This is a genomic window from Arthrobacter agilis, assembly GCF_002953615.1.
Lineage (GTDB): Bacteria > Actinomycetota > Actinomycetes > Actinomycetales > Micrococcaceae > Arthrobacter_D > Arthrobacter_D agilis_B.
On the sequence record NZ_CP024915.1, the window covers coordinates 2190831 to 2203582 of the forward strand.

The 12752-nt window shown below is 67.7% G+C and carries 12 protein-coding genes, 1 pseudogene and 1 riboswitch; of the genes and pseudogenes, 6 read left to right on the forward strand and 7 right to left on the reverse strand.

Going from position 1 to position 12752, the window contains the following annotated elements:
- The coding region (locus CVO76_RS10665) for an alpha/beta fold hydrolase (protein WP_208739219.1) at positions 1-789 on the reverse strand (789 nt) is incomplete at its 3' end.
- A gap of 96 nt (positions 790-885) precedes the next feature.
- On the opposite strand from CVO76_RS10665, the gene CVO76_RS10670 reads away from it, so the two are divergent.
- Positions 886-1464, forward strand: a complete 579-nt coding sequence (locus CVO76_RS10670; protein WP_208739220.1) for a TetR/AcrR family transcriptional regulator — start codon at positions 886-888, stop codon at positions 1462-1464.
- A 50-nt stretch (positions 1465-1514) separates the two neighbouring features.
- Here the strand turns inward: CVO76_RS10670 and CVO76_RS10675 are convergent, their stop codons facing one another.
- Together CVO76_RS10675 and CVO76_RS10680 are read right to left on the reverse strand one after the other, a co-directional pair.
- Entirely contained in the window at positions 1515-1808 is a 294-nt protein-coding gene (locus CVO76_RS10675; RefSeq protein WP_208739221.1) for a GNAT family N-acetyltransferase, read from the reverse strand.
- Positions 1809-2056: 248 nt separating this feature from the next.
- Positions 2057-2434 carry an STAS/SEC14 domain-containing protein gene (locus tag CVO76_RS10680; RefSeq protein WP_133082837.1) on the reverse strand — a complete coding sequence of 126 codons (378 nt, stop codon included), beginning with the start codon at positions 2432-2434 and terminating at the stop codon, positions 2057-2059.
- Between the two features lie 127 nt (positions 2435-2561).
- Between CVO76_RS10680 and CVO76_RS10685 the strand changes: the two genes are divergently transcribed.
- From CVO76_RS10685 to CVO76_RS10695, 3 genes are all read left to right on the forward strand, one after another.
- Positions 2562-3320, forward strand: a complete 759-nt coding sequence (locus CVO76_RS10685) for an SDR family NAD(P)-dependent oxidoreductase (protein ID WP_208739222.1) — start codon at positions 2562-2564, stop codon at positions 3318-3320.
- Positions 3321-3534: 214 nt separating this feature from the next.
- Positions 3535-3648, forward strand: a riboswitch (SAM riboswitch).
- A 35-nt stretch (positions 3649-3683) separates the two neighbouring features.
- A complete protein-coding gene (locus CVO76_RS10690) occupies positions 3684-5072 on the forward strand; it encodes an LLM class flavin-dependent oxidoreductase (protein ID WP_208739223.1) in 1389 nt (462 codons plus the stop codon).
- Positions 5073-5256: 184 nt separating this feature from the next.
- The gene (locus tag CVO76_RS10695) at positions 5257-5910 is read left to right on the forward strand and encodes an SDR family oxidoreductase (RefSeq protein WP_208739224.1); all 654 of its coding nucleotides are present in this window, start codon (positions 5257-5259) and stop codon (positions 5908-5910) included.
- A 135-nt stretch (positions 5911-6045) separates the two neighbouring features.
- Here the strand turns inward: CVO76_RS10695 and CVO76_RS17360 are convergent, their stop codons facing one another.
- Positions 6046-8067: a DUF222 domain-containing protein gene (locus CVO76_RS17360; protein ID WP_244185897.1), complete on the reverse strand. Its 2022-nt coding sequence runs from the start codon at positions 8065-8067 to the stop codon at positions 6046-6048.
- A 528-nt stretch (positions 8068-8595) separates the two neighbouring features.
- Positions 8596-9279: a DUF2848 domain-containing protein gene (locus CVO76_RS10705; protein WP_208739225.1), complete on the reverse strand. Its 684-nt coding sequence runs from the start codon at positions 9277-9279 to the stop codon at positions 8596-8598.
- A gap of 135 nt (positions 9280-9414) precedes the next feature.
- Between CVO76_RS10705 and CVO76_RS10710 the strand changes: the two genes are divergently transcribed.
- On the forward strand, positions 9415-10773 hold the full coding sequence (locus CVO76_RS10710) for an MFS transporter (protein ID WP_133082829.1): 1359 nt from the start codon (positions 9415-9417) through the stop codon (positions 10771-10773).
- A gap of 49 nt (positions 10774-10822) precedes the next feature.
- Here CVO76_RS10710 and CVO76_RS10715 read toward each other — a convergent pair whose 3' ends face one another.
- A complete protein-coding gene (locus CVO76_RS10715) occupies positions 10823-11470 on the reverse strand; it encodes a GntR family transcriptional regulator (protein ID WP_133082827.1) in 648 nt (215 codons plus the stop codon).
- A 31-nt stretch (positions 11471-11501) separates the two neighbouring features.
- On the opposite strand from CVO76_RS10715, the gene CVO76_RS10720 reads away from it, so the two are divergent.
- Positions 11502-12296 carry a carbon-nitrogen hydrolase family protein gene (locus tag CVO76_RS10720; RefSeq protein WP_208739226.1) on the forward strand — a complete coding sequence of 265 codons (795 nt, stop codon included), beginning with the start codon at positions 11502-11504 and terminating at the stop codon, positions 12294-12296.
- Between the two features lie 57 nt (positions 12297-12353).
- Here the strand turns inward: CVO76_RS10720 and CVO76_RS10725 are convergent.
- A pseudogene (locus tag CVO76_RS10725) lies at positions 12354-12752 on the reverse strand (monooxygenase); the annotation flags it as partial.

Genomic DNA, 12752 nt, shown 5'->3' on the forward strand with positions numbered 1-12752 from the left:
GTGGGTCCAGAGCATGCCGTGCGGTGCATCCTCGATCTCGACGTACTCGGCGGAGGGGAGGCGCTTGGTGAACTCGCGCCCCGTCGCGTCGATCGGCAGGATGCGGTCATCGGTGCCGTGCACGATCAGCGCAGGCACGGTGACCTTCTCGACGTCGGAACGGAAGTCGGTGAGCCAGGAGTCGACGACGGCGAACGACGCGTACCAGGACGACGCCGAGGCGACGTTCCACGCGTTGCGCAGTGCTTCCTCGCTGAGGCGGTTGCCGAGGAAGTTGTCGGTGTTGAAGAAGTCGTTGTAGAAGCTGGTGAACCAGGCGTAGCGGTCCTCGATGGCCGCGCTGCGGATGCCGTCGAAGACGGTCGAGGGGACGCCGGTCGGGTTGTCGTCGGTCTGGAGGAGGAACGGTTCGAGCGAGGCGAGGAAGACCGCCTTCGCGATCCTCGACTCCCCATAGGTGCCGATGTAGCGACCGACCTCCCCGGTCCCCATCGAGAAGCCGACGAGGACGGCGTCGTGCAGATCGAGCGTCTCGAGCACGGTGTTGAGATCGGCGGCGAAGGTGTCGTAGTCATAGCCGGTGGTGGGCTTGCTCGACTTCCCGAAGCCGCGGCGGTCGTACGTGATGACGCGGTAACCGGCGGTCAGGAGGGCGGCGGTCTGCTTCTCCCACGAGCCGCCGTCGAGGGGATAGCCGTGGATCAGGACGACGGGCTGGCCCGTGCCGTGGTCCTCGTAGTAGAGCTCGATGTCCGTGGTGTTCTCGGTGCCGACCTTGATGAAGCCCATGTTCCTGGTCCTTGTCTCGAGCGGAGAGAACGTTCGTTCTCTCTCGGTGATCACATCGTATAGAACGATCGTTCTCCATTCAAGTAGAATGGCTACATGAATATTTCCGAGGCCCGCACACGGATCGTGGCGAGCGCCGACGAGCTCTACAACGCGCGGGGGATCCAGGCCGTCGGCATGGATGAACTGCGCGCAGCGGCGGGTGTCTCGCTCAAGAAGCTTTACCAGGAGTTCCCGTCCAAGGGGAGCATCGTCATGGCCGTCCTCGAGCGCCGGCACCGGTCCTGGGCCGAAGGGCTGGACGCGACGGTGCGGCAGGCTCCGACGCCGCGCGCCCGCCTGCTCGCGATCTTCGACTACCTCGCGCAGTGGTTCGGCGAGGACTCCTTCCGTGGCTGCGGCTTTGTGAACAGCTTCGCCGAACTCGGCGCCGTGAGTCCTGACGTCGCCGATTACGCACGGCAGCACAAGGAGTCGTTCCAGGAGTACGTGGGGAAGCTGTCCGAGGACGCGGGCGCACCGCCCTACCTCGGACCACAACTGTCGATCCTCGCCGAAGGCGCACAGACGACGGCGGCGATCGCCGGCACCGTCGACGCGGCGGTCCAGGCGCGGCAGGCGGCCGAGGTGCTGATCGATGTGGCGCTGGGCCATGAGGTCCGAGGTGCGGCCTAGTCCGGGAGAACCCGCCCGCGCACGCCGGGATGGACGGAAGCTCCGGGGGGTCAGCCGACGAGGTCCTGGTACTCGGGATGGTCGGCGATGAAGGCCGCGACGAACTCGCACCTCGGCACCACCGTGAGGTGCTGGGTGCGGGCGTCGTCGAGCGCGTACCGGACCAGAGTGCTGCCCACTCCGTGGCCCTCGACGTCCTCGTCCACGACAGTGTGCGTGAAGACGATGGTGTCGCCGGAGCGTTCGTAGACGGCGACGCCCGCCGGTTCCCCGTCGAGGCTCGCCGTGTAGCGGCTCTCGTCCTCGTTGTTGCTGACCTGGATCTCGTTGTTTCCGGTACTCATGTTTGTCACTGTGGCACCCGGCCTGCAGGGCGGTCAACGCCCAGGGGTGCGTTGTGCCGCCCGGCGCAGCACGCGCGCGACACCGCTGTCCATAACTGCCGTTCCGCGATGTGGGAAGGATGTCCTGCGACGGATCCGGACGCCGTCGTGCCGTGGATCCGGTGCGTCGTCGTGCCGTGGCGCTGCGCGCCCGTCGTGTCCTGGTCGCGTGGGGCCGGCGTCCCGTGGCGCTGCGCGCCCGTCGTGTCCTAGTCGCGTGGGGCCGGCGTGAGACCCTGCCGGACGGAGCTTCCGTTGAGCAGCCAGGCCACCGCTTCCGCCTCGGAGGTGAAGAAGCGCGTGTCGGTGGGGGAGCGGTGGGAGAAGCCGGACATCACCTCGTCGACGGCGTCCTCACCCACGAGTGCCACTCTCGAGAAGCCGCGGTAGGCGGCCATGCCGACGCGTGCCTCGGGGGTGATGCCGGTGATGCCGTGCATGTGCACCAGCAGCGGCAGTGTTGCCGGGCCGTGGAACTCGGCCAGGGCGCGAGCGGCGGCGACAGCGTGAGGATGGGTGATCTCGACACCGCGCCTCCACCGCAGCCACAGGATCCCCTTGTCGAGGTGGGCGCTGAATGGGTCCATCGTGGTCCTTACCGGAGGAACAGGGGCAATGGTGTGTCAGCGTAGCAAGGTGCACCCCCGAAGTCGGCTGCGCGTCCACGGTATGGTTCTCGTTCCGGGCCCCTGGGCAGCAGGTAGCGTCTCGTTCATGACACTGAGCATTCTGGTGACGGGAGCAAGTCGCGGTATCGGTGCGGCGATCGCGCACGAGCTCGCCGGCAGGGGACATCGCGTATGCGTGCACGCCGGCCGGGATCTGCAGGCCGCCGAGGCCGTCCGGGAGGCGTTGCCGGGTACGGGACACGCCGTCGCGATCGGGGACGTCGCCGATCCCGAGGCGTGCCGGCAGCTCGTCGATGCTGCCACCCGGGACCTCGGCGGGATCGACGTGCTCGTGAACAATGCGGGCATCTTCGAGGCGCATCCTGTCGACACGGTGTCCTTCGAGGACTGGCAGCGAGCATGGCGCCGGACGCTCGACGTCAATCTGGTGGGGCCGGCGAACCTGGCCTGGCTGGTGGCGCGCCGGCTGCTCGACCGGCCGTCGGGGCCGAACGGCGGACGGCTCATCAGTGTCGGATCTCGAGGCGCCTACCGGGGTGAGCCCGCCACGCCGGCCTACGGTGCGAGCAAGGCGGCCCTGCACTCGATGACGCAGTCCCTCGCCGTCGCGCTTGCGCCGCACGGCATCCTCGCTGCAGCGGTGGCGCCCGGCTTCGTCGAGACGGACATGGGACGGACTGTGCTCGACGGCCCCGGGGGAGATGCCGTGCGTGCGCAGAGTCCGTTCGATCGCGTGGCGGCCCCGGAGGAGGTGGCGCAGGCCGTGGCCTGGCTCGCCACCGATGCGCCGCTGTGGGTCAGCGGCACCGTCGTGGATGCCAACGGGGCGTCCTACTTGCGCTGACGTCGCGCCGCGTGGAATCGCGGGTTTCGAGCGTCGAGCCAGGGACCGCGATCCGGGACCGAGGATAGCTGTGCGAGGCCCGCCCTGATGAAACGACGACGTACGGTTCGGGCGCCGGGTTCCACCGTGCGCCAGGGAAGGCATGCTGATCGTGACGCTCTGTGACAGGTGCGTCTGGACGGTGATGCAGGCGGGCCTCTACGCTCGTCAGCAGAATCAAGAGTTCCAACGCAAAACCCTGGTTTGTTGGACGGCAACCCTCTCGCTGTAGTGGGGTGCCCCAGGTGAGGATTCGGCCCGGGCTGCACCAGCCGGGCAAGTATGGCGCTTCCCCACGGCAGTGCCCCGACGTGAGGACCTCCCATGCCCGCATCACCGCGCCGTATCCGCTTCAACGCCTTCGACATGAACTGCGTGGGCCACCAGTCACCCGGTCTCTGGCGCCATCCGGAGGACCAGTCGTGGCGCTACAAGGACCTGCGCTACTGGGCCGATCTGGCGAAGACGCTGGAGAAGGGCCTGTTCGACGGCATCTTCATCGCCGACGTCCTCGGCACCTACGACGTCTATGGCGGATCCAACGAAGCGACCCTGCGGCAGGGTACGCAGACCCCGGTCAACGATCCGTTCCTGCTCGTGTCCGCCATGGCACTCGTCACCGAACACCTCGGGTTCGGCGTCACCGCCGGCACCGCCTACGAGCACCCGTATCCGTTCGCGCGCAGGCTCTCCACACTGGACCACCTCACCAACGGCAGGGTCGGCTGGAACGTGGTGACCGGTTATCTGCCCTCCGCCGCGCGCAACATGGGCAACGAGGACCAGCTCGAGCACGACGAGCGCTACAACCACGCGGATGAATACCTCGAGGTCCTCTACAAGCTGCTCGAGGGATCCTGGGAGGACGACGCCGTCGTGCGTGACCGCGAAACCGGTGTCTTCACGGACCCGGCCAAGGTGCACGACATCAACCACGACGGCACCTACTTCACCGTCCCGGGCATCCACCTCAGCGAGCCCTCGCCGCAGCGCACCCCCGTCATCTTCCAGGCCGGAGCGTCCTCGCGAGGGATCGCCTTCGCGGCGGGCAACGCCGAGGCGGTCTTCGTGGGTGCACCGACCAAGGAGATCCTGAAGGACGTGGTGAAGAAGATCCGCGACGCCGTCGAGGCCGAGGGTCGCGACCGCTACTCGGTGCGGATCTACACGCTGCTCACCGTGATCACGGACGAGACGGAGGAGAAGGCCCAGGCGAAGCACGCCGAATACCAGAAGTACGTCAGCTACGAGGGAGCGCTCGTGCTCGTCTCCGGCTGGTTCGGTGTGGACCTGTCCGTCTACGGCCCCGACGAACCGCTCGGCGCCGTGAAGTCGAACGCCATCCACTCCGCTGTAGCCACCTTCCAGAAGGTGAACGACGACGGCGCGCCGTGGACCGTGCGGGACATCGCCGAGTGGGCGGGAATCGGTGGACTGGGTCCGCGGATCGTGGGGTCGGGCAAGCAGGTCGCGGACGAGCTCCAGGCGTGGGTGGAGGAGACCGACGTGGACGGATTCAACCTCGCATACGCGATCACACCCGGGTCCTTCGAGGACGTCATCACGCATGTGGTCCCGGAGCTGCAGAAGCGCGGAGCCTATCCGACGGAATATGCCGAGGGGACGCTGCGCCAGAAGCTGTTCGGCAAGGGCGACCGGTTGCCTGAGGAGCACCGCGGCGCGAGCTTCCGCCTCCAGCCCGTCCGTCCCTGACTCACCGCGTAACCGCGCCGTCCGGGTTCGTTCTTCGACTGAGTAGAAGCTGGGCCGGCATCTGCCCGGCGGCAGGCGGGAATAGGCGTGCGCTGGGGGCTGAACACCTTCGTATGGGTGGCCAGCCCCCACGACCGGGGACTAGCGTCGGAACCAAGACATCCGACGACCAGAAGGAGTTCCCATGTCACGCGTAGCCATCATCGGTGGGCACGGAAAAGTAGCGCTGCACCTCACGAAGATCCTCACTGGCCAGGGTCATCAGGTCAGTTCGATCTTCCGCACCCAGGAGCATGCTTCCGACGTCGAGCAGGCGGGCGGCACGCCCGTGGTGGCCGATGTGTCCGAGCTGTCGGTGGCGCAGATGGCCGACGTCTTCCGCGGGCACGACGCCGTCGTGTGGTCTGCCGGTGCCGGTGGCAGCAGCCCCGAGGCCACGTACGCCGTGGACCGGGATGCAGCGATCCGTTCGATGGACGCAGCGCAGGAAGCCTCGGTCGGACGGTACGTCATGGTGTCCTACCTCGGCGCGAGCAAGGATCACGGTGTGCCCGAGGACAACGGGTTCTTCCACTATGCGGAGGCGAAGGCTGCTGCGGACGAGCACCTGCGCAACTCTGAACTCGCCTGGACGATCCTCGGCCCCGGTGCCCTCACCACTGATCCTGGTACGGGGAAGATCGAAGTCTCGGACAAGCCGCAACAGGACTCAGTGCCGCGTGAGGACGTTGCGCATGTTGCCGCAGTCGTCCTCGGCAACCTCGGCACGGTGGACAAGACCATCCAGTTCAACAGCGGCGAGACGCCGATCGCGGACGCAATCGAGGCTGCTCTCTAGGACTGTACCGGCACTATGCGGACGGCCCGCGGGGTGAGCGCGCCGTCCGCAGGGTATTCCTGTGCTGTTCAATACCGCTGTTCAATACCGCTGTTCAGTACTGCTGGGACAGTGCCGCCGTGCTGGGCCGGTAATTCAGCGCCGCGGGTCCGGGTCGGTGTGGGTGTGAGTGTGGGTGTGGGTGTGGGTGTAGCTAATCGTCTGGTCCGGTCGCTTGTCGTAAACAATTCTTCCAGCTCGCCGGTAGGTGTTCTGTCGGGGCGTGCCCGCCCGGCCGGGGTTGCCGGGGGCATGGAACCAGGGGATGCCGTGGCGCGATTCGACGGTCCAGAGGCCCTGGTGGATGACGTGGTGGTGCCGGGTGCACAGCAGGACGCCGTTGTTGATGTTGGTCCCTCCGCCACGGGACCAGGGCGTGATGTGGTGTGCTTCGCACCAGCTGGCGGGAATGGTGCAATCCGGGAAGGCGCAACCTTTGTCCCGGGCGACCAGGGCTCGTCGAAGGTGGGGTGGAAAGAGCCGTTGGGATCGTCCGATGTCGAGGACCTGACCACTGCTCCCCAGGACGAGAGGGATGAGGTCGGCATCGCACGCCAATGTCCTGATGGTCCTGGCGCTGATTTGTTCGCTGAACACTCCATAACCGGCATGACCGATATGGCCCGCACGACCAACACGACCCGAATGACCTGCGTGACCGGCCTGACTGATCTGACCCGCATGACCTGCCTGACCGCCCTGGCTTGAATCAGCGGCATAGCCTGGATCACCGGCATGGCCTCGATCACCGGCATGGCCGGGGCGCTTCACGTGCTGGAGGTCGCCGATCAGGTCTTTGTAGTCGATGGTGACCATGACCTGGGGGCGGTGTCCGCCGGTCGCGGGGAGTCCCGTGGTGGTGAGGGCGATCTTGCAGGCGGTGACGAGCCCATCGAGAAGTGACTGGGCCCTCGTCGGTCCGTCGAGACGACCGTCCAAACCGGCACCAGGACCGGCACCAGGACCGGCACCAGGATTCGCGCCAGGATCGGCACCAGGATCGGCGCCAGGATCGAAGTCTGGACTGGCGTTCGGGCCGGGTCTGCCTCCGGTACGTGTGCCGTCCGCTGCACTGGTAGATCCGCTGGCTCCTGCGTCACCGCTCTGGCCCTGGAGCACCCGCGGACTGGTGGTGGTATTCATGACGGTGGAGAGGTGTTCGTATTGTTCGTCCGTGGCGCCGATCTCGAGCACGTGCAGTCCGTGGCGTCGGCCTTTGAGGAAGACGCCCTGGCGTGCGTGCAGTACTTTGTCCGAGGGTTCGGATCCGTCCTGGTCGAGCGTGTCCTCCCAGCGGCGTGTCAGGACCCGGAGGATGTCTTCGTCGGATTCGATGGCCTGCTGGGTGAGGTGGTGTTCCATCGCGTCAAGCTGGTGGGGTGCTGCGAACGATTCCACCCGCTGCAGCGCCTGGCAGACGATCGTGGCGGCCCGGGCGCTGACCAGGCACGCACCTGTGGCGGCGCCCACGATCTCCCGACGGGGTGGCAGTGGCGCTCCGGTCGGCGAGATCCCGGGAAGCAGTACCTCGGCCAGCCAGAGCCGGCGTCGGGCTTCGGCGCGGCTGATCCCGAGGGTCGCGCGCAGGAAGTCCGCGCAATTGCGGAACCCACCGTCCATGATCGCAGCCCACCCGGCACCCCTTGAGCCGACCGGCCCTGCACCGGAAAGCGACGCTGCAGCGGAGGACGCGGTGGTGGGCAAAGCTTCACGGGCCGACTCGGCCACGGACGAAGCGTCACCCGGCGACGTCGTGTCGAAGGAGCGGGCATCCGAGGGGGGCGTATCGGCCCACTGGGGAGAGCCGGTATCCATCCGGACGGCCTGTTCCGCACGCGCCAGCAGGGACGCCGTCCCGGACGAGGGATGGGACGAGGGGTGGGATCCGAACTCCGCGGCTGCGGCGTAGTGTTCACCTGCCAGGCGGGCGGCAAGGATCTGCAGATGGTCCACGACCCGTGAGGCGTGCTCGACGTCGATGATGACCTGCAGCGCTTCCGGCCCGGACAAGACCCGGTCGTGTAGGTCCAGGTCACGGGCCCAGTCGGTGAGCGCTGCGCAGGCCGAGTCCGCCGGACTCGGGGTTCGCGCAAAGTGCTCGATCGGGGCGATGGCCATGCCCCAATTTTATCGAACATGCGTACTATTAGTGGCGGCTGGGAGCGATTGTGGAGGAATAGTCGACCCGCGTTATCCACATAAATCTTTGTGCTCCGTCTCCTATGAGGAGATGCGGCACCCGACAAATCCGGCGGGGCCCGAGGAGCAATCGCCGGATTCGCGGAGCTTGGCCTCCCGTCCGAGCCCCCCGCCGGAGCGAACACTCGTCGGATCCGGCGGAGCTTGAGCTCCTGTCCGGGCATTCGCCTGCCGCACCTAATGAAGCCTGAGCTCCCGCCCGAGCGCACAATCGCCGAATCCGGCGGAGCCTGAGCCCCGGCCGAGCCTGAGCTCCCGCCGGAGCGAACAATCGCCGGACCCGGCGGAGCCTGAGCTCCTGTCCGGGCATTCGCCTGCCGCACCTAATGGAGCCTGAGCTCCCGCCCGAGCCCCGCCCGAGGCTCGGGCGAGCCCCGCCCGAGCCTCGCCCAAGCACCCACCCTCTAAATCTGGAGAGCCCGGGCGCCACCGCCCCGTCCGGGAGGCCTAGCCGATGGGCTCGGGCATCGGCACGACGTCGTAGTCCACGCCGATGGTGAGGCCGGTGACCGGATCGGCCATCTCGACGCGCCAGGCCGCGGCGAACTGGTCGACCCCGTGGATCATGGGGACGGTGCCCGAGATGAGGACCGTCCCTGAGTCGCGCAAGCCCATGTCCGCCAGGACCTCGAGCCAGTAGTCGGGTGACAGCAGCGCACCGAGCGAGCTGTCCTGGATGAGCTCCTCGCCGGACTCGGTGCGTACCCAGGCACGCAGGGTGATGTCGTCGAGGTGGTCGCGGACGTCGTCGAGCCGCCACGCGGTACGTCCCAGCACGTCCGGGCTAGCGTTCTTGCTCCAGGCCACGCCGTGGACCTCGAGGGCTCGGTCGGTGTGGTCGCATGCGACGGTGAGGAGGACGCCGTCGTCGGTGATGACGAGGGCCCACTCCGCTTCACCGGAGGTCTTGCCGTGCTGCACGCTCACCTCCCGCGTCTGCTGCGCCAGGTAGGGGGAAACGGGGTAGAGCGCGGGCGTCGTCGTCGGACCCGGAACGCCGAGCTCGGCCAGTTCGGCGATGTGCGCCTGCACCTCGTCCTGCTCGCGTCCCGCATAGCCCGCATTGAGCAGCCGGGTCACCTCGACGTCCTGCAGGGTGCCGTCCGGCAGCTCGAAAGAGAGGGTGGTCATGGTGGTTCCTTCCGTCGGGGCGAACAAGCTTTTACATTCCGGAAACCGAAGTGGTCGCTAATCTACAACATGTATGCGTAATGTATACATCTATCGCCGGTGTGGCGGGCATCACCTCTAGTCTGGAGAATCTCGATGGCACACAGTCCTGGATCGGCAGGCGCAGGCGCGCCCGACGCCGGTACGCCCCCTCGTCCGCCCGGCCTCTACAAGGCCTTCGCCGCCAGCCTCACCGGCACCGCCCTGGAGTGGTACGACTTCGCCGTCTACTCGGCGGCGGCAGCAGTGGTCTTCCCGATCATCTTCTTCCCGGCCTCCGATCCGCTGACCGGGACCATCCTCGCGTTCTCCACCTACGCCGTCGGTTACATCTCGCGGCCGGTGGGCGGGATCGTCTTCGGACGGCTCGGCGACAGGATCGGACGCAAGAAGATCCTGGTCATCACCCTCATGATCATCGGCATAGCGACGGTCCTGATCGGCGTCCTGCCGGGCTACGCCAGCATCGGCATCGCAGCTCCGATCATCCTGGTGCTCCTCCGCTTCGCGCAGGGCGTCGGCGTCGGCGGCGAATGGGGCGGTGCCGTGCTGCTGTCCAGCGAGTACGGGGATCCGAAGAAGCGCGGCTTCTGGGCCTCCGCGGCCCAGGTCGGCCCGCCGGCCGGCAACCTGCTCGCCAACGGCGCCCTCGCACTCCTGACGGTGCTGCTCTCGGAGGAGCAGTTCCTCGACTTCGGCTGGCGCATCGCCTTCCTCGCGTCCGCGCTCCTCGTCGGGTTCGGCCTGTGGATCCGGTTGAGGCTGGAGGACACCCCGATCTTCAAGGCCATCGAGGCGCACGGGGAACGGCCTGCCGCACCCATCAAGGAGGTCTTCGCCAACGAACTCCGCCCACTGATCGCAGCGATCCTCTCCCGGGTGGGGCCGGACGTGCTCTACGCGCTGTTCACCGTGTTCACCCTCACCTACGGCATCCAGGTGCTCGGGTTCGAACGCAACGAGGTACTCACCGCGGTGCTCATCGGCTCGGGCTTCCAGCTCTTCCTGATCCCACTGGCCGGTGCGGTGTCCGACCGCGTCAACCGACGCCTGGTGTACGGGATCGCAGCCATCCTCGGGGCGCTGTGGACCTTCACGTTCTTCGCGCTGCTGGACGGCGACAACCAGCTGCTGCTCATCATCGGGATCGTCCTGGGTCTCGCCTGCCACTCGTTCATGTACGGGCCGCAGGCGGCATTCATCGTCGAGCAGTTCTCGCCCCGCCTCCGCGCGACGGGCAGCTCCCTCGCCTACACCTTCGCCGGCGTGATCGGCGGCGCCATCGCACCCCTGATGTTCACGGTCCTGCTGAGCAACTTCGACAGCTGGGTGCCGGTCGCCGTCTACGTCGCGGTCGCGGGGATCGTCACGCTGATCGGCCTGTCGCTCGGACGCAATCCGCACGCCACCGAGGACGACGAGTACCGCCTGCTGCTCGAGGGCTCGAAGGTCTGACGTGCGTGCCGCTCCGCGCCGGCGCGCGGAGCGGCGTACCCGGACAGTCCTAGGTGCGCAGCAGGATGTTGCGCGTCACGGCGAGGTGGTCGTGGATGGCGGCCTCGGCGTCGCCCTCCGCGAGGGCGTCGATGATGCGTTGGTGCTCGTCGCAGACCTGCCGGCGCCGGCCGTCCACCTTGATCAGCGCTTCGACGCCGACGAGGACCTGGCGGACTTGCAGCTTCCGGTAGGTCTGCGACATGAGCTCATTCCCCACGGCGTCCACGAGGTGCTGATGGAACAGGGCGTCGAGCCGGATGAACTCCTTCACCGATGCGCCGGTGAGCGGTTCGGGAAGGGCGGCCTGCTGGCCGAGGATGTCCTGCATACCTGCGACGGGTGGGGAACCGGTCCCGATCGTCACCCGCGCGGCGTGACTCTCGAGGACGCCGCGGAGGTCCATCAGGTCCGAGATCTGTCGGGCCGTCACAATGGGGATGTAGGCTCCGCGCTGCGGGATGAGCTCGACGAGGCCATCGGCGACCAGGAGGAGGAATGCCTCCCGGACGGGAGTGCGCGAGACACCGATCCGCTCCGCCAGCTCCTGCTCGTTCAGGAACCGGCCCTGCATCGATCCGTCCGTGAGGACGTTCTCCCGCAGGTACGAGTACGCCCTGTCGCGACCCGAGACCGCTGCGCCGACTGTTCTTCCCATACATTAGGTATACAACGAAAAGGAGCTCCCCATGCGCGTAGCCGTCGCACAGATGACCAGTGGATCCGATCCGGTGGCGAACCTCGCACTCGTCGAGCAACTCGCCGGCGAGGCAGCGGAGGGCGGAGCCGACCTCGTGGTCTTCCCCGAAGCGACAATGTGCGCCTTCGGCAACGACCTCTCCGCCGTCGTCGAGCCCCTGGACGGGCCGTGGGCGTCGCAGGTCCGGACGATCGCCGAGCGCCTGAAGATCGTGGTGGTCGCCGGGATGTTCACGCCCGGCAGCGAGGGACGTGTCCGCAACACGCTGCTCGCCGTCGGGCCCGGCGTCGACACCAGCTACGACAAGGTGCACCTGTTCGACGCCTTCGGGTACCGGGAATCGGAGAGCGTGGAGCCGGGCACCCGGCCCGTGGTCTTCACGCTCGACGACGTCACGGTGGGCCTCGCGACCTGCTACGACATCCGCTTCCCCGCTCTGTTCACCGCGACGGCAGCGGAAGGCGCCCGGGTGAACATCGTGTGCGCCTCCTGGGGCGCCGGGGAGGGCAAGATCGACCAGTGGTCGCTGCTGGCCCGGGCACGAGCCCTGGACAGCACCACCTTCGTGGTGGCGTGCGGCCAGGCCGACCCCGCCAGCAGCGGTGTGCCGCTGACCGGGACGGCCCCGACGGGAGTGGGGCACAGCGCCGTGGTCTCCCCGCTCGGCCGCGTCCTCGTGGAGTTCGGCCCCGAGCCGGCACTCGAGTTCGTCGACATCGACCCGGCGGAGGTCGACGACGCCCGCGGCAAGCTGCCCGTCCTCGCCAACGCGCGTCGCTTCTAGGTCCAGACCGCGCGTTGCGTCGCGGCGCCTGCCGACGGGCAGGCGCCGTCGTGTGCCCTAGGCGCCCGCCGACGTCGTCCCCGGGGCGTCGCCCGCCCGCCACATGAACTCCGGCACCGTCCCGTTGATCTCCCAGTCGCCGACGATGCGCGACTTGTAGATCACGGGGTTGTGCGACGAGATGGTGCGGGCGTTGCGCCAGTGCCGGTCGAGCTGGAGGCCCTTGCGGGTCGACGATGCGCCGAGAGCATTGAAGATCGTCGACGCGGCACGCTGGACCTGCTCCGTCACCACGATCTGCGCCTGCGAGGACGCGAATTCCACCGCTACTGCGGCGGCGTCCGCCTCGTCGCGCGAAAGGTCGAGGTGGGCCTCGCAGGCTTCCTGCACCAGCTCGGCCACCCGGAGTGCAGCAGCCTCCGACGCGAAGGCGAGCGCCGACACCTCACCGATCAT